Raw genomic sequence first — 21,086 nt, forward strand, 5'->3', positions numbered from 1 at the left:
GCTCACCAGCGGTCGTGCACGAAGGCGCGGATGCGCTCGTCGTACAGCCGCTCCAGGTCGGCCAGCTGGGTGTCGGTCAGGGGCGGGAGGGAGGCCGCGGCGACGTTGTCCAGCGCCTGGCGGACGTTGCGGGCGCCCGGGATGACGGCGGTGACGCCGGGCTGGTCGATGACCCAGCGCAGGGCGAACGCGGCGGTGGACACGTCGGGCCCGGCGATCTCGGCCACCTCGCGGGCCGCGGCGACGCCGGCCTCGAACGGCACGCCGGCGAAGGTCTCCCCGACGTCGAAGGCCTCGCCGTTGCGGTTGAACGTCCGGTGGTCGTCCGCGGCGAACGTCGTCGACTCGTCGTACTTCCCGGTGAGCAGGCCGCTGGCCAGCGGCACGCGGGCGAGGATGCCCACGCCGGCCTGCCGGGCGGCGGGCAGCAGCTCCTCGAGCGGCTTGCGCCGGAAGGCGTTGACGATGACCTGGATCGTCGCGACACCGGGGTGCTGCAGCGCCGTCAGCCCCTCGGCGACGGTCTCCACCGAGACGCCGTACGCGGCGATCGCGCCGTCCGCCACGAACGAGTCGAGCGCGTCGTAGACCCGCTGGTCGTCGTAGACCGCCGGCGGCGGGCAGTGCAGCTGCACCAGGTCGAGCGTCTGGACGCCCAGGTTGCGGCGGGACCTGTCGATCCAGGCCCGCAGGTTCTCCGGCGTGTACTGCGCGGCCTCGAACGGATCGGCCCGGCGGCCGGCCTTGGTGGCCACGAAGGGACGCTCGCCGCGGGCGGCCAGCGCGCGGCGGATCCGCTCCTCCGACCGCCCGTCGCCGTAGACGTCGGCGGTGTCGAGCAGCGTGACCCCGGCGTCCAGCGCCGCGTCGAGCACCGAGCCGGCGTCCTCCTCCGACACGTCGCCCCAGTCCCCACCGAGCTGCCACGTGCCCAGGCCGACGACGGAGACGTCGGCGCCGGTGCGGCCCAGGGGCCGGGTCTCGAGCGGGGTCGACGCGGTCATGAGCCCACCGTCGCACGCACGCGGTCGAACAGCTCACCCAGGGGGACGGCGGACTGCTCGCCGGTGCGGAGGTCCTTGAGCTGGCCGACGCCGGCGGCGAGGTCCCGCTCCCCGACCACCACCGCGTGCGAGGCGCCGGACCGGTCGGCGGCCTTCATGGCGCCCTTGAGCCCGCGGTCGCCGTAGACGGTGTCGGCGGCGATCCCGGCCGCCCGCAGCTGCCCCACCAGGCGGACGGCCACCCGCTTCGCCTCGGCGCCGAGGGGGACGACGAACGCCTGCACCCCGGCGCTCGCACCGACGTCCAGCCCCTCCGCCGCGACGGCGAGCAGCGTCCGGTCCACCCCGACGGCGTAGCCGATCCCCGACACGTCCGGGCCGCCCAGGGCAGCCGACAGCCCGTCGTAGCGGCCCCCGCCGCCGATCGCCGACTGCGCACCCAGGCCGCGGTGGACGAACTCGAACGTGGTCTTCGTGTAGTAGTCCAGCCCGCGGACCAGCCGGGGCGCCTCGGTCCAGTGCACCCCGAGGTCGGTCAGGTGCTGGCGGACGGCGTCGTAGTGCGCCCGGGTGGAGTCCGACAGGTGGTCGACCATCAGCGGCGCGTCGTCCAGCTGCGCCTGCACCTCCGGGCGCTTGTCGTCCAGCACCCGCAGCGGGTTGATCTCCGCCCGGCGCCGGGTGTCCTCGTCGAGGTCGAGCTTCTCGAGGAACGCCACCAGCAGCTCGCGGTACTGCGGCCGGCAGGTCGCGTCGCCCAGGGAGGTGAGCAGCAGCTCGAAGTCGGTCAGCCCCAGGTCGCGGAACCCCTGCACGCCCAGCGCGACCACCTCGGCGTCCAGCGCCGGGTCGTCGGCGCCGAGCGCCTCCATGTCGACCTGGGTGAAGTGCCGGTACCGGCCGGCCTGCGGGCGCTCGTACCGGAACGCCGACCCGACCGTCCACAGCTTCACCGGCAGCGCGGCGTCGTAGAGCCGGTGCTCGATGAACGCGCGCATCAGGCCGGCGGTGAGCTCCGGGCGCAGGGTGAGCGACCGGCCGCCGCGATCGTCGAAGGTGTACATCTCCTTGGTGACGACGTCGGTGGACTCCCCCACACCGCGCGAGAAGACGGCGGTCTCCTCGAACACCGGGGTCTCGACGTAGCCGTAGCCCGCCCGCCGCAGCGGCGCGGTCAGGGTGTCCCGGACGGCGAGGAAGCGCGCGGAGTCCGGGGGCAGCGTGTCGAAGGTCCCCTTGGGCGCGGTCAGCCCGCTCACAGCCCGCGGCCTCTCGGAGCCGGACCCGCACCGGCGGCCGCCTCGGCCAGGTAGGGGTTGGTCGCCCGCTCCCGGCCGATCGTCGTCGCCGGGCCGTGGCCGGGCAGCACCACCGTCTCGTCGTCCAGCGGCAGGACGACGTCGCGCAGCGAGGTGAGCATCGCCTCCCAGGACCCGCCGGGCAGGTCGACCCGGCCCACGGAGCCCGCGAACAGCACGTCCCCGGCCAGCAGGCCCGGGGCCTCCCCCAGGTCCACGGAGAACACCACCGAGCCCTGGGTGTGACCGGGCGCGTGCCGGACGGTCAGCTGCACGCCGGCCAGCGACAGCACCGCGCCGTCGTCGAGGGCGCGCACCTCCGACGGGTCGGGCAGCCGGACGCCGGCGATCAACGGGGCCAGCTGCGGACCGTGCCAGCGGGCAGGGTCGGACAGCATGCCCGAGTCGGCCGGGTGCAGGTAGGCGGGGATGTCGTACCCGTCGCAGACCGGCAGCACGGAGAACGTGTGGTCGAGGTGGCCGTGGGTGAGCACGACGGCCACCGGCTTGAGCCCGTCCTCGGCCAGCATCGCGGCCAGCGGCTCGACGGCGTCCATGCCGGGGTCGACCACCACGCACTCCTGGCCCCTCCCGGGGGCCACGGCGTAGCAGTTGGTGCCGAACGCGCCGGCGGGGAACGAGCGGATGAGCACCCGTGCAGGCTACGCGGGGCCTCCCCGGCGCTCCGGGGCTTCCCGTCAACAGGGGACGGCCAGGTTCGCCACCTAGACTCGCGCACCGACCCGCGGTGCGGAGGCGCGGCCGCGGAGCAGTCCGGCCGTGCCCCGCCGCAGCAGCCGTTCCCACGAGGAGTTCCACCCGTGCCGACCAACAAGCAGCGGCGGCAGGCCGCCCAGCGGCGCCTCCAGCGTCAACTCGAGCGACGTGCCGAGCTGAACCGCAGGCGCCGCCGCAACGTGCTGACCGTGGTCACCGCGGTCGCCGTGCTGCTCGTCCTGGGCGCGGTGTGGCTGGTCACCCAGGGCGGGGACGACGACCCCACCGCCGCGGCCGACCCCTCCGCCGCCCCCAGCAGCAGCGCGGCCGCCACGACCAACGCCGACGGCACCGTCACCTGCAGCTACACGCCCGACCCGTCGGGCAACCCGAACCTCGTCGACGCCGGCACCCCGCCCTCCCCCGAGGCGACGCCCACCGAGGGCACGGTCAGCCTGCTGATGAGCACCAGCCAGGGCGACGTCCCGCTCACCCTCGACCGCGCGACCGCCCCGTGCGCCGCGGCCAGCTTCACCTACCTGGCCCAGCAGGCCTTCTTCGACGGCAGCCCCTGCCACCGCATGGTGAACGGCGACGCGTTCGGCGTCCTGCAGTGCGGCGACCCCTCCGGCACCGGGCAGGGCGGGCCCACCTACAAGTTCGCCGAGGAGGTCACCCCGGAGACGACCTACCCGCGCGGCGCCATCGCCATGGCCAACAGCGGCAGCCCCGGGTCGACCGGGAGCCAGTTCTTCCTCGTCTTCACCGACTCGCAGCTCTCGCCGGACTACACCGTCGTCGGCACGGTGGACGAGGCCGGGCTGGCGGTGCTCGACCAGATCGCGGCGGCCGGCAACGACGGCTCGTTCGAGCCCAGCCCCGGCGGCGGCGCACCCAACACCCCGGTCACCATCGAGTCGATGACCGTCGTCTCGTGACCTCGTGGCTCCGGGCCGCCGGGCTGGGCGGGCTCCTGCTCGCGCTGACCGCCTGCGCGGGCGGCGGGGACGACGCCGGCCCGGAGGCGGGCCCGGGCACCGGCTCCGGCGGCGGCGCCGCGGCGGTCTCCGGCACCGGCGCCAGCTGCGAGTGGTCGACCGCGCCGTCGGCCAACCCCTACCTCATCGAGGTGGACCCGCCGGCCGCGGAGGTCCCCGCCGAGGGCACCACGGACCTGCTGATGACGACCAACCTCGGTGACCTGCAGCTCACCGTCGACCACGAGCGCACGCCGTGCGCCGCGGCCAGCCTGGTGCACCTGGCCGAGGTCGGCTTCTTCGACGACTCCCCGTGCCACCGGCAGACCGACAGCGCCGGGCTGCAGGTCCTGCAGTGCGGCGACCCGACCGGCACCGGGGCGGGGGGCCCGACCTACACCTCCCCCACCGAGGTGACCGGCGAGGAGACCTATCCCCGCGGCACCGTCGCCATGGCCAACAGCGGCCAGGGGGTCGACGGCAGCCAGTTCTTCCTCGTGTGGGGCGACAGCCGGCTGCCGCCGGACTACACCGTGGTCGGCACGGTGGACGACGCAGGGCTGGCGGTGCTCGACGCGGTCGCCGCCAACGGCAACGACGGGTCGCTGGACCCCAGCCCGGGCGGCGGCGCCCCGACCGTCCCGGTCACCGTGGAGTCGGTCACCGTCGCCGGCTGAGGCCACGGCGACGGCCGCCACCGACGTCGCCCGAAGGTCGCCCCGTCCCGGGTCCCGCCCTGAGCCTGCGAAGGGTGGGGAGGACGGGGTCCTCTCTCACGCGGTGACGCGCTCCACGTCGAAGACGCCGTCGACGTTGCGGACGGTCTGCAGCACGGCGCCCAGGTGCGCGGGGTCGGCCAGCTCGAAGGTGAACCGGCTGACCGCCACCCGGTCCCGGGTGGTCTGCACCGAGGCCGAGAGGATGTTGACCCGTTCGTCGGCCAGCGCCTTGGTGACGTCGGAGAGCAGCCGGTGCCGGTCCAGCGCCTCCACCTGGATGGCCACGAGGAACACCGAGCCCGGGGCGCTGGCCCACTCGACCTCGACCAGCCGCTCGGGCTTGCGCTCGAGGTCCTCGGCGTTCGTGCAGTCGGTGCGGTGCACGCTGACGCCGCCGCCCCGGGTGACGAAGCCCAGGACGTCGTCGCCGGGCACGGGGGTGCAGCACTTGGCGAGCTTGGCCCAGACGTCGCTCATGCCGTGCACGACGATGCCCGGGTCGCCGCCGGCCGCGCGGCGGTGCACCGGCCGCCGGGTCGGGATGGCCGTCTCGGCGATGTCCTCGGCCGCGCCCTCCGTGCCGCCCAGGGCAGTCATCAGCTTCTCGACGACCGACGCCGCCGAGATCTGGCTCTCCCCCACCGCCGCGAACAGCGCGGTGACGTCGACGTAGCGGAGGTCCTTGGCGAGGGTGGACAGCGCCTCGCCGCCGAGCAGCCGCTGCAGGGGCAGACCCGCCTTGCGCATGGCGCGGGTGATCGCGTCCTTGCCGGCCTCGACCGCGTCCTCGCGGCGCTCCTTGGTGAACCACTGCCGGATCTTGGTGCGCGCCCGCGAGGACCCGACGAAGGACAGCCAGTCCTTGGACGGGGCGGCCGTCGGGGACTTGGACGTGAAGATCTCCACGACGTCGCCGTTGGACAGCTTGCTGTCCAGGGAGACCAGCGTGCCGTTCACCCGGGCGCCGATGCAGCGGTGCCCGACCTCGGTGTGCACCGCGTAGGCGAAGTCGACCGGGGTGGACTCGCCGGGCAGGCTGACCACGTCGCCCTTGGGCGTGAAGACGAAGACCTCCTGCGGACCGAGGTCGTAGCGCAGGGTCTCCAGGAACTCGCCGGGCTCCTGCGCCTCGCGCTGCCAGTCCAGCAGCTGGCGCAGCCAGAGCATGTCGTCGGGCGAGCCCGCCTTGGGCGCACCGCCGAACTCACCCGCCGCGGGCCGGCCGCCGGCCCGCGCCTTCTCCTTGTACTTCCAGTGCGCGGCGATGCCGTACTCGGCGGTCCGGTGCATGTCGTGGGTGCGGATCTGCAGCTCGACCGGCTTGCCCTGCGGGCCGATCACCGTCGTGTGCAGCGACTGGTACATGTTGAACTTCGGCATCGCGACGAAGTCCTTGAACCGCCCCGGTACCGGCTGCCAGTGCGCGTGCATGATGCCCAGCGCGGCGTAGCAGTCGCGGACCGAGTCGACCAGGATCCGGATGCCGACGAGGTCCCAGATGTCGGTGAAGTCGCGGCCGCGGACGATCATCTTCTGGTAGATCGAGTAGTAGTGCTTGGGCCGGCCGGTGACGACCGCCTCGATCTTGGCCGCCTTGAGCTGGTCGGTGACCGCGGTGGTCACCTCGGCGAGGTAGGTGTCCCGCGACGGCGCGCGCTCGGCCACCAGCCGGACGATCTCGTCGTAGCGCTTCGGGTAGAGCGTGGCGAACGCGAGGTCCTCGAGCTCCCACTTGATGGTGTTCATCCCCAGCCGGTGGGCCAGCGGGGCGAGGATCTCCAGCGTCTCGCGCGCCTTCTTCTCCTGCTTCTCCGGCGGGAGGAAGCGCAGCGTGCGCATGTTGTGCAGCCGGTCGGCCAGCTTGATGACCAGCACGCGGGGGTCGCGGGCCATCGCGACGATCATCTTGCGGATGGTCTCGGCCTGGGCGGCGTCCCCCAGCTTGACGCGGTCGATCTTGGTGACGCCGTCCACCAGGTGGGCGACCTCCGGGCCGAACGCCTCGGTGATCGACTCCAGCGTCTGCCCGGTGTCCTCCACGGTGTCGTGCAGGAGGGCCGCGACCAGCGTGGTGGTGTCCATGCCCAGCCCGGCCAGGACCGTGGCGACGGCGAGCGGGTGGGTGATGTAGGGGTCACCGCTCTTGCGCTTCTGGCTGGCGTGCGCGCTCTCGGCGACGTCGTAGGCGCGCTGCAGCAGCACCAGGTCGGCCTTGGGGTGGCTCTGGCGGTGCAGCGCGGCCAGGGGCTCGAGGACCGGGCGGACGACGGGCGTGCGGGGACTGGCGACGATCCGCCGGGCCAGCCGGTCGCGGACCCGCCGCTTGGGCGCGCCGGCCGGGTCGTCCGTGCCCGGCGGCTCGGACCCCACGTCGTCGGGACGGCGGACCGCCGGCCGGCTGGGCAGCGGCGAGCGCTCGATGGACACCGGAGTGGGGGCGGTCCCCCCGGCCGGCAGTGCCGGCGCGTCGGGCCGCGGAGCAGCCACGTTCGTGGCGGCGTCGGGACCCATGGCAACTCCTGCAGGCCGGCGGAGCAGGGACCCTCTCATGTTAGTCGGGCGGGGGTCGCCGCGGCCCGGCCGGGACGGTCATGTCCCTCTCAGGTGCTCCAGAGGGAGTGCACGGTGTGGGGGGCGATCCGCTGCCGTCCGCCCAGGGCGGCGAGCTCGACGACCACCGACACCGCCGTCACGATGCCGCCCAGGCCCTCGACGAGGGTGATCGCGGCGGCCAGCGTGCCGCCGGTGGCGAGCACGTCGTCGACGACCAGGACCCGCTGACCGGGCCTGATCGAGTCGGTGTGCACCTCGAGCGTCGCGGTGCCGTACTCGAGGCTGTAGTCGGCCGAGAGCCGCTCGCGCGGCAGCTTGCCGGCCTTGCGGACCGGCACCACGCCGAGACCGGTGTCCAGCGCCACCGCGGCGGCGAGCAGGAAGCCGCGGGCCTCGACGCCGACGACAAGGTCGTAGCCGGGGCCCGCGCCACCGGCGGCCAGGGCCGCGGCGCGCGGGTCGACCAGCGACGGCGCGGCCAGGCCCTCGACCACCCGGCGGAACGCCGGACCGTCGGCGAACACCGGGGTCAGGTCACGGAAGACCACGCCCGGACTCGGGAAGTCGGGCACGTCGACGGCGAGGTCGGCGATGAGCGCGTCGAGGGACGGGTCACCGGCGCCGGCCGGCACGGCCGCGCCGCCGCTCACCGGCGCTTCGTGCTGCTGGCGCTGCTGCCGCCGGGACGGCGGCCACCGGGTCGCTGCGGACGGGCTCCCGGCCGCGGCGCCGACGTGCCGCCGCGGGGCCGGGCCGGTGCCTCCGCCGTGTCCGGACGCACCGAGTCCGGCGACTCGACCACGACGTCGGCCTGGGCCGGCCCGAGGTCGTCCTCGCGCTCGGCCACGGCCACACCGCCCGTGCGCCGGGCGGTGCCGGCAGCCCGCCGGGCGCTGGCCACCGGCCCCGCCGGACGGGCGCCGCCCTGACGTGCCTGCGACGAACGGCGGGCGAGGACGCGCCTGCGCAGCGCCGCGACCTCCGGCTCGCGCTCCTTGAGGTCGGCCACGATGGGGGTGGCCAGGAAGATCGACGAGTAGGTGCCGGCCGCCAGGCCGACGAACAGCACCAGCGCCAGGTCCTTGAGCGTGCCGACGCCGAGCAGCCCGGCGCCGACGAACAGCAGCCCGGCGACCGGCAGCAGCGCGATCACGGACGTGTTGATCGACCGCATGAGCGTCTGGTTGACGGCCAGGTTGGCCGCCTCGCCCCAGGTCATGCGGGCGCTCTTGTCGATGTCACGGGTGTTCTCGTCGACCTTGTCGAAGACGACGACGGTGTCGTAGAGCGAGAAGCCGAGGATGGTGAGGAAGCCGATGACCGTCGAGGGCGTCACCTCGAAGCCGATGAGCGCGTAGATCCCCGCGGTCAGCACGATGTCGTGCGCCAGGGCGGCCATCGCGCCGACGGCCATCTTCGGTTGGAAGCGGACGGCGAGGAACAGGACCACCGCGACGAGGAAGACGACGAGGGCCACCAGTGCCTGGTCGGTGATGTCCCGGCCCCACTCGGCGCTGACCGACTCGGGGCTCACCTGGCCGGCGTCGATGCCCGCGGCGCCGGCCACCGCCTCGACGACCGCGCGCTCCTGCTCGTTGTCCAGCTGGCCGGTGCGCAGCAGGATCGTGTTGCCGCCGACGATCTGCGCGCTGGCGACCTCGGCTCCGGTGTCCTCGGCCGCCTCCTGCACGGCGGTGAGCTGCTCGCTGGTGCCCGGCATCCGGAAGCTGTTGCCCCCGGCGAAGTCGATGCCGAAGTTGAACCCCCGGAACACCATCGCGGCCAGGCAGAGCAGCACGATGACGGCGGTGACCTTGTAGATCAGCCGGCTGCGGCCGACGACGTCGAGCCCGGCCTCGCCGTTGTAGAGCCGGTGGGCCAGCGAGGCGCGCCGCGCCGGGGTGGGAGCCGCTGCCGCACCGCCCTCCGCCGGGAGCCCGGCGTCGGCGAGCGCCGCGTCGTCCGCGGCCGCGGCGGCGTCGATGGCGGCGTGCCCGGGGCCGCGCGCCTCGTCGGCGTCGGTGCCCAGCGGCAGGTCGTCGTCCCGCGTGTCGCGGCCGGTCATGAGGTGCTCCTGTCCTGGGCGCTGGTCCCGCTGCCGGCGCCGACGAGCTCGCGCTCGCCGGCCGTCCGGCGGGGGCCGGAGGCCGCCCCGGGACGGTCCAGGCTGCGGCCCAGACCGGAGAAGCGGCTGGTGCCGAAGGCCTTGAACCGGGCCAGCACCGCCATGAGCGGGTGGGTGAAGAGGAAGACGACGACCAGGTCGAGGACCGTGGACATGCCCAGCGTGAAGGCGAAGCCCTTCACGTCGCCGATCGCCAGGAAGTACAGGATCGCCGCGGCCAGGAAGCTCACCGCGTCGGCGGAGAGGATCGTCCGCCGCGCGCGGACCCACGCCCGCGGCACCGCCGAGCGCAGGGTCCGGCCCTCGCGGATCTCGTCCTTGAGTCGTTCGAAGTAGACGACGAAGGAGTCCGCGGTGATGCCGATCGACACGATGAACCCGGCGATGCCGGCCAGGCTGAGGGTGAAGCCGATCTGCCGGCCCAGCAGCACCAGGCAGGCGTAGACGACCACCGCGGAGAGGATCAGGCTGGCGATCATCACCAGCCCGAGCAGCCGGTAGTAGAGCAGCGCGTAGACGAAGACCAGCGCGATGCCGATGGCGCCGGCGATCAGCCCGGCTTCGAGCTGCTCGGCACCGAGCTCGGTGGAGATCGACTGCGCGGTGGCCTGGGTGAAGGTCAGCGGCAGCGCGCCGTAGCGGAGCTGGTTGGCCAGCTGCTCGGCGCTCTCCTGGTCGAACTGACCGGTGATGGTGGTCTGGCCGTTGATCGCCCCCTGGATGGTCGGCGCGGAGACGACCTTGCCGTCGAGGGTGAAGGCGACGTTCTTGCCGACGTTGGCCGCGGTGTAGGCGGCCCAGGTGGCCCGGCCCTCGGAGTTGAAGTCGAGCAGCACGACCCACTCACCGGTGGCCTGCTGCGTGCCGGCGCTGGCGTCCACGATGTCGGTGCCCTCGAGGATCGCCGGGCCCAGCACGTACTTGAACTCACCGTCGTCGGAGCAGACGGCGACGTGGTCCTCGGACCGGTCGACCGCGCCCTCGGTGTTCCCGGTGTCACAGGTGAGGGTCAGGAGCGCGGCCTGCGCCTCCTCCAGGGTCACCGGCGGCGCGTCGGGGTCGGGCAGCGAGGGGTCGGGGACGGCGCCGTCCCCCTCGGCCGCGTCCGTCGGGGTGGCGCCGTCGGTCGGGGCGGCGCCCTCGGCCGCTGCCGCCCCGTCGGCCGGGGCCGCCTCGTCGGGGGCGGCGCCGTCGGTGGGAGCGGCCGGGTCCTCCGGGGCGGCGGTGGCCGGCTGGGGACCGGCCAGGACCGGCCGGAAGCGCAGCTGCGCGGTCTGACCCAGCTCGCGGGCCTGCTCGCCGTCGTCGCCGGGGACGGAGATGACGATGTTCGAGTCGCCCTCGGTGACCACCTCGGCCTCGGCGACGCCGAGGCCGTTGACCCGCTGCTCGATGATCTGGCGGGCCAGCTCGAGGTCCTCGGGGTCGGGTGCCTGACCGTCGGGGGTGCGGGCGGCCAGCGTCACCGTCGTCCCGCCGCGCAGGTCCAGACCCAGCTGCGGCGTGCGGGTGTCACCGGTGAGGAAGATCAGGCCGTACAGGAGGGCCATCAGCAGGACGAAGGCGCCGAAGTAGCGACGCGCGGGCAGCTGGCGTTGGGCCACGGGATCGCTCCGGCTCAGAGGGTGCGGTCGGTCGGGCCGCCGTCGGACGGGCCGGTGGCGTCGTCCCCCGGGACGGCGGGGCCGGAGCCCACGGCCGGACCGGCGGGCTTGCGCACCTCGAGGATGGCCTGCCGGGCGAACGTGACCACGACACCGGGGGCGATCTCCAGGTCCACCGTGCCCTCACCCAGGCCGGCGACCGTGCCGTGCAGGCCCGCGGTGGTCATGACCGGCGTGCCCGGGGTCAGCGACTCCTGCATCGCCTGCGCCTGGGCCTGCACCCGCTTGCGCTGCCGGGCCGGCAGCACGATGAGCAGGACGAAGGCCAGGGCCAGGAGGACGAGCGGGAAGTACTGCTCCACGACTGATGAGCCTCTCTACCGCGCGGTCGTGCCGCGGTGGGTGCGGTCCGGGACGGGACCGCTCGGGTACGGCGACTGTGGCACGCGGCGACATCCGGGCAGGACGCCCGGGCGGGACACGCGCGACCGCAGCCGGACGGGTTGCGCGCCAGCGTTTCGCAGTCTAAGCGTCGAACAACGTCTCTGACGACGACCCCGGGGCGGATGGGTCTGCTGTGACCCGCCCGAGAGGAACCCCACCCCGCGGGACCGCCAGTCCCAGGTGCCGCCACGCGGCCTCGGTCGCCACCCGGCCGCGCGGGGTGCGGGCGAGCAGGCCGGCGCGCACCAGGAACGGCTCGCAGACCTCCTCGACGGTGTGCGGCTCCTCCCCCACGGCGACGGCCAGCGTCGCCACCCCGACCGGTCCGCCACCGAAGCGGCTGACCAGCGCGTCGAGCACCGAGCGGTCCAACCGGTCCAGCCCGAGGTCGTCGACGTCGTAGAGCGCCAGCGCGGCGCGGGCGACCTCCAGGGTGACGCGCCCGTCGGCGCGTACCTCGGCGTAGTCGCGGACCCGGCGCAGCAGCCGGTTGGCGATCCGGGGCGTGCCGCGCGACCGGCCGGCGATCTCGGCGGAGCCCTCCGCGGTCAGCTCGACGCCCAGCAGGTCGGCGCTGCGGGCCAGCACCCGCTCCAGGTCGGCGGTCTCGTAGAACTCCATCTGGCCGACGAAGCCGAACCGGTCGCGCAGCGGACCGGTGAGCAGGCCGGCCCGGGTGGTGGCGCCGACCAGGGTGAACGGGTTGATCTCCAGCGGGATGGCGGTGGCCCCGGGGCCCTTGCCGACGACGACGTCGACCCGGAAGTCCTCCATCGCCATGTAGAGCAGTTCCTCGGCGGGGCGGGCGATCCGGTGGATCTCGTCGATGAACAGCACGTCACCGTGTCCGAGGTTGGACAGCATGGCGGCGAGGTCGCCGGAGCGCTCGATCGCCGGGCCACTGGTGATCTTCACCGAGGTGCCCAGCTCGGACCCGATGATCAGCGCCAGGCTGGTCTTCCCGAGCCCGGGCGGGCCGGACAGCAGCACGTGGTCCGGCGGCCGGCCCCGGCGCTTGGCCCCCTCGAGGACGAGGTCCAGCTGGCGGGCGACCTTCGGCTGGCCGATGAAGTCGGCCAGCGAGTGCGGCCGCAGCGCCGACTCGACGACCCGTTCCTCGTCCCCGGCGCGCGGGTCGACGGCGTCGTCGGGCAGCCGCCCGGGCCCGGCGTCGGCGGCCGGCAGCCCGCGGTCGAAGGGCGAGCTCACGGGGCCTCCTTCACGGCCGGCCCAGCAGGCGCAGTGCCTGCCGCAGCAGGACGGCGACCTCGACCGAGCCGGTGGCGACGACCTGCTCGTCGGCGATCGGGGCGAGCTGGGCGACCGCGCTCTCGGCCTCCTTGCCGGTCCAGCCGAGGCTGACCAGCGCGGCGGTCAGCTGGTCGCGCCACGGTGCCACGGGGGTGACCGAGCCCAGACCCGCGGGTGCGGGTCCGTCGAGCGAGGTGTCGGAGGTGGTGCTGCCCAGCCGGTCGCGCAGCTCCAGCACCAGCCGCTCGGCGCCCTTCTTGCCGATCCCCGGCACCTGCATGAGCGCCTTGAGGTCGCCCATGGACACCGCACGGCGCACCTCGCGCGGCGGGTGGATGGCGAGCACCGCCTGCGCCAGCCGCGGCCCCACGCCGTTGGCGGTCTGCAACAGCTCGAACAGCTGCCGCTCGTCGTCGTCGGCGAAGCCGTAGAGGGTGAGGGAGTCCTCGCGGACGACGAGGCTGGTGGCCAGCCGGGCCTGCTCCCCCACCGCGAGCCGGGCGATCGTGCCGGGGGTGCACTGCACCGACAGCCCGATCCCGCCGACCTCCACCACGGCGCCCTCCGGGGACACCGCAGCCACCCGGCCGTCCACGCTGGCGATCACCGGGACACCCCCGTCCAGCGCGGCAGGGTGGTGGACCGGACCGGCGCGCCGATGCCGCCGGCCAGCGCGGCCACCCGCAGCCGCTGCTGGGCCGGACCGCGCCAGACGTGGCAGACGGCGAGCGCCAGCGCGTCGGCGGCATCGGCCGGCTTCGGCGGCGTCGCCAGCCCCAGCACGCGGGTGACCATGAGGGTGACCTGCTCCTTGTCCGCGCGCCCGCTCCCGGAGATGGCGGCCTTGACCTCGCTGGGCGTGTACCAGGCGACCGGCCGGTCGGCCTGGGCCGCGGCCAGCGCGGCGACGCCGGCGGCCTGGGCGGTGCCGGTGGCGGTGCCCTTGTTGTTCTGGGTGAACACCCGCTCGATCGCCACCACGTCGGGACGGTGCTCGCGCAGCAGGGCGGTGACGGACGTGTGCAGCTCCAGCAGCCGCAGCTCCAGGTCGAGCTCGGCCGACGTCCGGACGACGCCGACGCCCACCGCGGCCGGCCGTGCGCCCGGCCGACCGTCGACCACGCCCCATCCGCACCGGGTCAGGCCCGGGTCGATGCCGAGCACCCGCATGAAGAGCCCCTCCGCCAGCCGAACGCTTGTTCGACCCACGCTAACCGGCAGAGCCGACACGATCGCGCCGACACGCCACCAGCGGACCCGGCCCCGTCCCGAGGCCCGCGCCGGGCGTGCGAGGGGTGAGTGAGGACGACGGGGTCCTCTCTCAGCCGACCTCGTCCACGGGTCGGCGTCCGCCACCGGTCCGCTCCTCGCTCGCCGGCGCTCGCTGCGATGCTCCCGGCGGCGTCAGCCGACCTTCTCCAGCACCTCGTCCGACACGTCGTAGTTCGCGTAGACGTTCTGCACGTCGTCGAGGTCCTCGAGCGCGTCGATGAGCCGGAAGACCTTGCCCGCGCCGTCCTCGTCGAGCTCGACGGTCACGCTCGGCACGAAGCCGATGTCGGCCGAGTCGTAGTCGATGCCGGCGTCCTGCAGGGCGGTGCGGACGGCGACGAGGTCGCCGGGCTCGCTGACCACCTCGAAGGTGTCACCGAGGTCGCGGACCTCCTCGGCGCCGGCGTCGAGCACCGCCATGAGGACGGTGTCCTCGTCGGCGGCGTCGGTCCTGGGCACCACGACGACGCCCTTGCGGGAGAACAGGTAGGAGACCGAGCCGGGATCGGCCATCGAGCCGCCGTTGCGGGTCATGGCGGTGCGGACCTCCATGGCCGAGCGGTTCTTGTTGTCGGTCAGGCACTCGACGAGGACGGCGACGCCCCCGGCGGCGTAGCCCTCGTACGTGATGCCCTGGTAGTCGACGCCGCCGGCCTCGGCGCCCGAGCCGCGCTTGACCGCGCGGTCGATGTTGTCGTTGGGCACCGAGCTCTTCTTCGCCTTCTGGACGGCGTCGTAGAGCGTCGGGTTGCCGGAGAGGTCACCGCCGCCGGTTCGGGCGGCCACCTCGATGTTCTTGATCAGCTTGGCGAAGAGCTTGCCGCGCTTGGCGTCGATCCCGGCCTTCTTGTGCTTCGTCGTCGCCCACTTGGAATGGCCACTCACGACTTACCCCTCTCGTTCCCGGCGACTGCGCCGGCCTGCTGGGCCAGGTGCTCGCGGACGATGTCGACGAACAGCGCGTGCACCCGGCGGTCCCCGGTCAGCTCGGGGTGGAAGCTGGTGGCCACCAGGTGCCCCTGGCGGACGGCGACGATCTTACCGTCGGCCGGCCCACCGACGACGCGGCCGAGGACCCGTACCTCGGGGCCGGCCTCCTCGACCCACGGGGCCCGGATGAAGACCGCGTGCAGAGGACCGCCGGCGATCCCGTCCAGGGCCACCTCCGACTCGAAGGAGTCCACCTGCCGGCCGAAGGCGTTGCGCCGCACCGTCACGTCCAGCCCACCGACGGTGACCTGGTCGGCGGGCGCGTCGAGCAGCCGGTCGGCGAGCATGATCATCCCGGCGCAGGAGCCGTACGCGGGCAGTCCGCCGGCGATCGCCGCGCGCAGCGGCTCGAGCAGCTCGAAGCGGGCGGCCAGCTTGGCCATCGTGGTCGACTCCCCGCCGGGCACGACCAGGCCGTCGATCCGGGCGAGCTCCGCGGGCCGCCGCACGGTCACCGCCTCCGCGCCCTGGGCCCGCAGCGCGGCCAGGTGCTCCCGGACGTCGCCCTGCAGGGCCAGCACGCCGATCACGGGGACGGCGGGGTTCTCGCGCACGGCGGACCAGGCTACGGCGCTGACGGCTCCGGCCCGGCGGCCCGGTGGGAGCTCCAGGTCAGCAGCCGCTCCAGGGGTCCGCGGCCCATGCGCAGCCGCCAGGCCGTCGCCACGACGAGGGCGGTGACGGTGAACCGGGCCCAGACGTCCCACCCCGGGGCGAAGGGCAGGTCCAGCAGCCAGATCGCGACGATCTGGGCGGTGTAGACCGACAGCGCCAGCGCGCCCACCGCCGCCACCGGGTAGGTGACCCGCGGCAGCCGGTCGGCCAGGACGAGGCACACGCCGATCACCGCCACGGCGACGCCGCAGGAACCGATCAGCTCGAACGGCGTCCCGCTGTGCGGTTGGGCACCGGCGAACCAGGCGGGGTCCCAGGCGTCCTCCCGGCGGAAACCGATCCGCAGGCCCTCCAGTCGCCGTCCCCGCCCGGCCAGCCCGGCGGTCACCCAGCCACCGAGGTAGCCGAGGACGGCGGCCGCCGTCCCGCCGGCGACCAGAGCCAGCCGCACCCGGGCCGCGCCCAGGTCCAGCCGGCCGACGGCCAGTCCGACGAGGACGAAGGCCCACCAGACCAGCGCCGGGTAGGAGCCGGTGGTGGAGAGCAGGACGAACGGCGAGGACGCCTCGTCCCGCGCGGTCGCGTACTGCCCCACCTCGACGACGGCGAACGGGCCGGCCACGGCGATGCCGGCCGCCAGCAGCAGGAGCCGCCCCGGCGGCCACCGGAGGAAGGGGAGGGCGAGGACGAAGAGCACGGCGTAGACGCCGAGGATGATCGCGACGAACGTGCTGAGCACCTCGAGCACGCCGCCGATCGCGAACACCCAGGCCGCGCGCACCAGGACGCGGGTGCGGGCCCGGCCCAGGGCGGCTCCCTCGACGGGTCGCGCTCCGCCGGACAGGAGCGCGATGGACACCCCGGCGAGGGTGGCGAACAGGATCGACGACCGGCCCTCGACGACCGCGCCCCAGGTCGAGGGATCCCCGCCCAGGTCGGCGGTGGGACCGAGGTGGGCACCGAACATGCCCAGCACGGCGAGCCCGCGCGCGACGTCGAGCCCGGCGATGCGCGGCCTCTCCCCGGCGCGCAGGGTCCCGGCTCCGGCGTCCTCCGCCGGTCGGGCGGTCACCGCCGGGGGGCGGCCGGGCAGCGGGCTCACCAGCCGCGGGTCGCGTACCGCTCGCTGTCGGGCAGCGTGGCCACGTTGATGCCCACCATCGCCTCGCCGAGCCCGCGGGAGACCTTGGCGACCACGTCGGGGTCGTCGTGGAACGTGGTCGCCTGGACGATGGCGGCGGCCCGCTGGGCCGGGTCGCCGGACTTGAAGATCCCGGAGCCGACGAAGACGCCCTGGGCGCCCAGCTGCATCATCATCGCGGCGTCGGCCGGCGTGGCGATGCCACCGGCGGTGAAGAGCACGACCGGCAGCTCGCCCCGCCGCGCCACCTCGACCACGAGGTCGTGGGGGGCGCGCAGCTCCTTCGCGGCGACGAACAGCTCGGTCTCGTCGAGGGTGCCCAGGTGCCGGATGCCGGCCCGGATGGCGCGCATGTGCCGGACCGCCTCGACGACGTTGCCCGTGCCCGCCTCACCCTTGGAGCGGATCATGGCCGCGCCCTCGGAGATCCGGCGGAGTGCCTCACCCAGGTCGGTGGCCCCGCACACGAACGGCACGGTGAACGCGCTCTTGGCGATGTGGTGCGCCTCGTCGGCGGGGGTGAGCACCTCGGACTCGTCGATGTAGTCCACGCCGAGGCTCTGCAGCACCTGCGCCTCGACGAAGTGCCCGATCCGCGCCTTGGCCATGACCGGGATGGAGACCGCGCCGATGATGCCCTCGACCATGTCGGGGTCGCTCATGCGCGCGATCCCGCCCTGGGCGCGGATGTCGGCGGGCACCCGCTCGAGCGCCATGACCGCGACCGCCCCGGCGTCCTCGGCGATCTTCGCCTGTTCCGGGGTGACGACGTCCATGATCACCCCGCCCTTGAGCTGCTCGGCCATGCCGCGCTTGACGCCCTCGGTGCCGGTGGAGACGGGGGTGCTGTGCTGTGCGTCGTGCGCTGCCACGGGAGACTGCCTCGGGATCGACGGGAAGGGCGGGCGGCCCATCCTACGGCCGATCAGGACCGTGGCCGGCCCGCACCGACGCTGCCGGTGAGCTCGTGCAGCCCGTCCTCGATGTCGAAGAACCGGGGCATCGGGTGCGAGGCGTGCAGGCGCAGCAGGCTGGGCAGACGTCGGGTGCGCAGCGCGTGGGTGTCCCGGACGGCGTCGTTGTAGAAGCGCCGGGCCAGCCCGATCCGCGTCCACGTGCCCTCCAGGTCCGCCCGCAGCGCGGCCGGCACCCCGGGCAGCTCGTCGGGCAGCTCGCGCAGCTCGCGGCCCAGCGCGTTCTCGGCCAGCTCCCGGTCGCGGGTCCAGGGGGCGCGGGCCTCCCGGGCCACCGCCGCCAGACGCCGGGCCCGCTCCTCCCCCATGGCGGCGGCGTGGTCGCGGGCGAGCTCGGCGGCCAGCCCGGCCCTGCGCCGCAGCTGGGTCTCCAGCGCCGTCCAGGCCCGGTCGACGCGGGACTCGAGCCGGCCCAGCCGGGTCACCGTCCACAGCGACCACGCGGCCAGGACCAGGGCGACGGCGGCGAGCGCGAGCAGCAGCCAGACGTCGGGGGTCACGGCGGGTCAGGCTAGCGCTGCACCCACCGCCGCAGGGCCGACCGGAGCGGGGCGTCCCCGGTTTCGCCGTCCGGGACCGGGCGCAGCTCGGCCGGCCCGTCGTACTCGGCGGCCGTGACGGCGCCGCTGCCCGGCGGGACGACGGTCTCGTACACGGCGAGGATGCGGCGGGCGATCTGCGACCAGTCGTAGCCGGCGGCCACCTGGGCGCCGCGGGTCGACAGGTGCGCCCGCCGTTCCGGATCGGAAAGCAGGTCGACGAGGGCACGGGCCAGCTCCCGGGGGTCCCCGCGACGGACCAGCACGCCGGCCGCGCCGTCCTCGAGCACCGAGGCGAACGCGTCGAGGTCGCTGGCCACGATCGGGGCGCCGGCCGCCAGGGCCTCGATGAGGATGATCCCGAAGGACTCCCCCAGCAGGTTGGGCGCGCAGTAGACGTCGACCGACCGGAGGAAGGCCGCCTTGTCCTCCTCCGACAGCGTGCCGAGGAGCGTGACGTGCGCCCGCAGGTCGTCGCCGAGCAGCTCGTGCACCGCGTCGGGGTCACCCCGGCCGGCGATGAGCAGCTGCGCGCCCGGATGGTGCCGGACCACGGTCCGCATCGCCTCGAGCAGCACGGGCAGGCCCTTGCGCGGCTCGTCGTAGCGCCCCAGGAAGCCGATCGTCGGGCCGTCGACACCGCGGGCCCGGCCGGGCAGCGCCGGCCCGTGCGCGAAGGCGTCGACGTGCACGCCGTTGGGGATGATCACCGCGTCGCCCCCGAGGTGCTCGACCTGCACCCGCCGGGCGAAGTCGCTGACGGCGATGCGGCCGCTGATCCGCTCCAGCCAGGGGCGGACCACCGGCCCCCAGGCCGCCAGCCACTTGGACCGGATGGTCGCGGCGTGGAACGTGGCGACGATCGGGCCGGTGGCGATCATGCAGACCAGCAGGCCGATCGAGGGCGGCGCCGGGTCGTGCACGTGGACGACGTCGAAGGCGCCCTCGCGCAGCCACCGGCGCACCCGCGCGGCCGAGACCGGCCCGAACTGCACGCTGGCCATCGACCCGTTGTAGGGGATCGGCACGGTCCGCCCGGCCCACGTGACGTGCCGGGCCGGCAGTGACTCCTCGTGCTCGGCCGGGGTGAGCACCTCGACGTGGTGCCCCATCCCCCGGAGCGTGTCGGCGAGGTCGCGCACGTGGTACTGGACGCCGCCGGGGACGTCCCACTGGTAGGGGCAGACCAGGCCGATCCGCATCAGCCCGGCTCCGGCCCGGTCCGGCTCGGCGAGCTCGCCGGAGCGGCCCCGGGGTCGGGCGGCACGTCGGCCCAGATCCGGCCCAGCACGTGCCAGTCCTCCGGTCGCCGCGCGATGCCGTCGGCGAACGCGTCGGCGACCCCCTGCATCGCGGCACCGACCCGGTCGCGCAGCCGGCCGGAGCCGCCGACGGGCACCTCCGGGGAGAAGGTCAGCCGCCAGCCGCGGTCGGTGAACTGGCACACGGTCGGGATCAGGGCGGCGCCGGTCTGCGCCGCCAGCAGCGCCGCGCCGCCGGGCATGGTCGCGGTCCGGCCGAAGAAGGAGACCGGCACCCCGCCCGTGCCGAGGTTCCGGTCGACGAGCAGGCACGTCACGCCGCCGTCGGCCAGCCACTCGCGGAGCACCTCCGTGCTCGGCCGCGGCCCGCCGGTCAGCGGCACGACCCGCATGCCGAGCGACTCCCGGTAGGCGAGGAACCGGCGGTAGAGGGACTCCGGGCGCAGCCGCTCGGCGACGGTCAGGAACGGGCCGCCGAGGAAGTCGACGAACCAGACGCCGGCGGCGTCCCAGTTCCCGCTGTGCGGCAGGACCATCACCAGCCCCCGGCCCTCGTCGCGCGCCCGCCGGACGTGGTCGGCGCCGACGACCTCGGTGCCGGCCACGATCCGGTCGCTGCGCAGGCGCGGAAGCCGGAACGCCTCCTGCCAGTAGCGGGCGTAGGAGCGGACGGCCCGCCGGGTGAGCGCGTCCAGTTCGCCCTCGGTCAGCCGGCCGCCGGTGACCACCCGCAGGTTGGCCCGCAGCTGGCGGACACCGCGCCCGTCCCGGCCGGCGGCCCACCGGCCGGCGGCGTCGAACCCGCCGCGGGCGACCGGCTCGGGCAGGAGCTTGACCGCGCCCCAGCCGGCGGCGAAGCCGAGGTCGGTGGCCCACGCCGCCGTCCGCGCCCGCAGGCCCGGTCCCGGCGGGACGGCGGTCGACCCCGCGTCCGCCGGAGCGACCGGCTCGGCGCTCACGGCGCGTCGCCCGCCGGTGGCACCGACGACGGCAGGGCGCGGCCCCGGGACTGGCGGTGCACCTCGGCGAACCGCTGCCCGACGGTGACCGCGCTGCCCACGAGCAGCACCCACAGGCAGACGTGCAGCGCGTACGGGATGCCGAGCCCGGTGAAGCCGGTGCCGACCAGCACCAGGATCAGCCGCTCGGTGCGCTCGACGACCCCGACGTCGCAGCGCAGCCCCATGCCCTCCGCCCGCGCCTTGACGTAGGAGGTGAGCACGCCCAGGACCAGGCAGACCAGGGCGAGGAACACGATCAGCCGGTTGTCCCCGCCGTCGGAGAACCACCACGCCAGCGCGCCGAAGACCGCCGCGTCGGCCGCCCGGTCCCCGGTGGAGTCCAGGACGGCGCCGAACACCGTGCCACCGCCGCGGGCCCGGGCCAGGGCGCCGTCGAGCATGTCCAGCAGCACGAACGCGGTGACGGTGACGGCCCCCCACCACAGGTGACCGGTGCCGATCAGGGCCGCCGCGCCGGCGACCGCGCCGAGGGTGCCGGTGACCGTCACCATGTCGGCCGTCACCCCGGCCCGGACCAGCCGGCCGACCACGGGCGCCCAGAACCGACCCACGGCGGCGCGGGCGTTGACGCCGAGCACG

At 74.8% G+C, this 21,086-nt stretch carries 21 protein-coding genes; 2 read left to right on the forward strand and 19 right to left on the reverse strand.

Annotation, left to right across the window (positions count from 1 at the left end):
• Window positions 1–2: 2 nt before the first annotated feature.
• From GCU56_RS11390 to GCU56_RS11400, 3 genes are read right to left on the reverse strand one after another with little or no spacing between them, the layout of a single operon-like run.
• Complete coding sequence (locus GCU56_RS11390) at window positions 3–1,004, reverse strand: aldo/keto reductase (RefSeq protein WP_163481842.1); 1,002 nt, start codon at window positions 1,002–1,004, stop codon at window positions 3–5.
• Window positions 1,001–2,263 carry a histidine--tRNA ligase gene (gene hisS / locus GCU56_RS11395; RefSeq protein WP_163481843.1) on the reverse strand — a complete coding sequence of 421 codons (1,263 nt, stop codon included), beginning with the start codon at window positions 2,261–2,263 and terminating at the stop codon, window positions 1,001–1,003. Before hisS ends, GCU56_RS11390 begins: the two co-directional genes overlap by 4 nt.
• Window positions 2,260–2,955, reverse strand: a complete 696-nt coding sequence (locus GCU56_RS11400; RefSeq protein ID WP_163481844.1) for an MBL fold metallo-hydrolase — start codon at window positions 2,953–2,955, stop codon at window positions 2,260–2,262. The genes hisS and GCU56_RS11400 overlap by 4 nt, the downstream gene beginning before the upstream one ends.
• 168 nt (window positions 2,956–3,123) lie before the next feature.
• On the opposite strand from GCU56_RS11400, the gene GCU56_RS23450 reads away from it, so the two are divergent.
• On the forward strand, window positions 3,124–3,957 hold the full coding sequence (locus GCU56_RS23450) for a peptidylprolyl isomerase (protein ID WP_345771782.1): 834 nt from the start codon (window positions 3,124–3,126) through the stop codon (window positions 3,955–3,957).
• On the forward strand, window positions 3,954–4,673 hold the full coding sequence (locus GCU56_RS11415) for a peptidylprolyl isomerase (RefSeq protein WP_163481845.1): 720 nt from the start codon (window positions 3,954–3,956) through the stop codon (window positions 4,671–4,673). Before GCU56_RS23450 ends, GCU56_RS11415 begins: the two co-directional genes overlap by 4 nt.
• Before the next feature lie 96 nt (window positions 4,674–4,769).
• Here GCU56_RS11415 and GCU56_RS11420 read toward each other — a convergent pair whose 3' ends face one another.
• From GCU56_RS11420 to pgsA, 16 genes are all read right to left on the reverse strand, one after another.
• Window positions 4,770–7,226, reverse strand: coding sequence for a RelA/SpoT family protein (locus tag GCU56_RS11420; protein WP_163481846.1), 2,457 nt, complete (start codon window positions 7,224–7,226; stop codon window positions 4,770–4,772).
• Between the two features lie 89 nt (window positions 7,227–7,315).
• Window positions 7,316–7,918: an adenine phosphoribosyltransferase gene (locus tag GCU56_RS11425; RefSeq protein ID WP_163481847.1), complete on the reverse strand. Its 603-nt coding sequence runs from the start codon at window positions 7,916–7,918 to the stop codon at window positions 7,316–7,318.
• On the reverse strand, window positions 7,915–9,333 hold the full coding sequence (gene secF, locus GCU56_RS11430; protein WP_163481848.1) for a protein translocase subunit SecF: 1,419 nt from the start codon (window positions 9,331–9,333) through the stop codon (window positions 7,915–7,917). The genes GCU56_RS11425 and secF overlap by 4 nt, the downstream gene beginning before the upstream one ends.
• Window positions 9,330–10,997, reverse strand: coding sequence for a protein translocase subunit SecD (gene secD / locus GCU56_RS11435; protein ID WP_163481849.1), 1,668 nt, complete (start codon window positions 10,995–10,997; stop codon window positions 9,330–9,332). The genes secF and secD overlap by 4 nt, the downstream gene beginning before the upstream one ends.
• A 14-nt stretch (window positions 10,998–11,011) precedes the next feature.
• Window positions 11,012–11,359, reverse strand: a complete 348-nt coding sequence (gene yajC / locus GCU56_RS11440) for a preprotein translocase subunit YajC (RefSeq protein WP_163481850.1) — start codon at window positions 11,357–11,359, stop codon at window positions 11,012–11,014.
• Between the two features lie 163 nt (window positions 11,360–11,522).
• Window positions 11,523–12,650 carry a Holliday junction branch migration DNA helicase RuvB gene (gene ruvB / locus GCU56_RS11445; RefSeq protein WP_440588741.1) on the reverse strand — a complete coding sequence of 376 codons (1,128 nt, stop codon included), beginning with the start codon at window positions 12,648–12,650 and terminating at the stop codon, window positions 11,523–11,525.
• Between the two features lie 10 nt (window positions 12,651–12,660).
• Window positions 12,661–13,299: a Holliday junction branch migration protein RuvA gene (ruvA, locus tag GCU56_RS11450; protein WP_163481851.1), complete on the reverse strand. Its 639-nt coding sequence runs from the start codon at window positions 13,297–13,299 to the stop codon at window positions 12,661–12,663.
• Window positions 13,296–13,901 (reverse strand): crossover junction endodeoxyribonuclease RuvC, encoded by a 606-nt coding sequence (ruvC, locus tag GCU56_RS11455; protein WP_345771783.1) that lies wholly within the window; start codon window positions 13,899–13,901, stop codon window positions 13,296–13,298. Before ruvC ends, ruvA begins: the two co-directional genes overlap by 4 nt.
• Window positions 13,902–14,096: 195 nt before the next feature.
• On the reverse strand, window positions 14,097–14,849 hold the full coding sequence (locus tag GCU56_RS11460; protein WP_163481852.1) for a YebC/PmpR family DNA-binding transcriptional regulator: 753 nt from the start codon (window positions 14,847–14,849) through the stop codon (window positions 14,097–14,099).
• Window positions 14,846–15,508, reverse strand: coding sequence for a pyridoxal 5'-phosphate synthase glutaminase subunit PdxT (gene pdxT, locus GCU56_RS11465; protein WP_163481853.1), 663 nt, complete (start codon window positions 15,506–15,508; stop codon window positions 14,846–14,848). The genes GCU56_RS11460 and pdxT overlap by 4 nt, the downstream gene beginning before the upstream one ends.
• A gap of 11 nt (window positions 15,509–15,519) precedes the next feature.
• A complete protein-coding gene (locus GCU56_RS11470) occupies window positions 15,520–16,671 on the reverse strand; it encodes a heparan-alpha-glucosaminide N-acetyltransferase domain-containing protein (protein ID WP_204331889.1) in 1,152 nt (383 codons plus the stop codon).
• Window positions 16,668–17,582, reverse strand: a complete 915-nt coding sequence (gene pdxS, locus GCU56_RS11475; protein ID WP_163481854.1) for a pyridoxal 5'-phosphate synthase lyase subunit PdxS — start codon at window positions 17,580–17,582, stop codon at window positions 16,668–16,670. Before pdxS ends, GCU56_RS11470 begins: the two co-directional genes overlap by 4 nt.
• Window positions 17,583–17,635: 53 nt before the next feature.
• Window positions 17,636–18,184, reverse strand: a complete 549-nt coding sequence (locus tag GCU56_RS11480; RefSeq protein ID WP_163481855.1) for a LemA family protein — start codon at window positions 18,182–18,184, stop codon at window positions 17,636–17,638.
• Window positions 18,185–18,195: 11 nt separating this feature from the next.
• The gene (locus tag GCU56_RS11485) at window positions 18,196–19,425 is read right to left on the reverse strand and encodes a glycosyltransferase family 4 protein (protein ID WP_163481856.1); all 1,230 of its coding nucleotides are present in this window, start codon (window positions 19,423–19,425) and stop codon (window positions 18,196–18,198) included.
• Entirely contained in the window at window positions 19,425–20,444 is a 1,020-nt protein-coding gene (locus GCU56_RS11490) for a phosphatidylinositol mannoside acyltransferase (protein ID WP_163481857.1), read from the reverse strand. The genes GCU56_RS11485 and GCU56_RS11490 overlap by 1 nt, the downstream gene beginning before the upstream one ends.
• Entirely contained in the window at window positions 20,441–21,085 is a 645-nt protein-coding gene (pgsA, locus tag GCU56_RS11495; RefSeq protein ID WP_163481858.1) for a phosphatidylinositol phosphate synthase, read from the reverse strand. Before pgsA ends, GCU56_RS11490 begins: the two co-directional genes overlap by 4 nt.
• Window position 21,086 lies beyond the last annotated feature (1 nt).

The organism is Geodermatophilus sabuli (assembly GCF_010686765.1).
In the GTDB taxonomy this organism is placed as follows: domain Bacteria; phylum Actinomycetota; class Actinomycetes; order Mycobacteriales; family Geodermatophilaceae; genus Geodermatophilus; species Geodermatophilus sabuli_A.

Coding starts and splice junctions, on each gene's coding strand:
- secF (WP_163481848.1), bottom strand. CDS start 9,333: ATGACCGGCCGCGACACGCGGGACGACGACCTGCCGCTGGGCACCGAC.
- GCU56_RS11390 (WP_163481842.1), bottom strand. CDS start 1,004: ATGACCGCGTCGACCCCGCTCGAGACCCGGCCCCTGGGCCGCACCGGC.
- GCU56_RS11485 (WP_163481856.1), bottom strand. CDS start 19,425: ATGCGGATCGGCCTGGTCTGCCCCTACCAGTGGGACGTCCCCGGCGGC.
- GCU56_RS11420 (WP_163481846.1), bottom strand. CDS start 7,226: ATGGGTCCCGACGCCGCCACGAACGTGGCTGCTCCGCGGCCCGACGCG.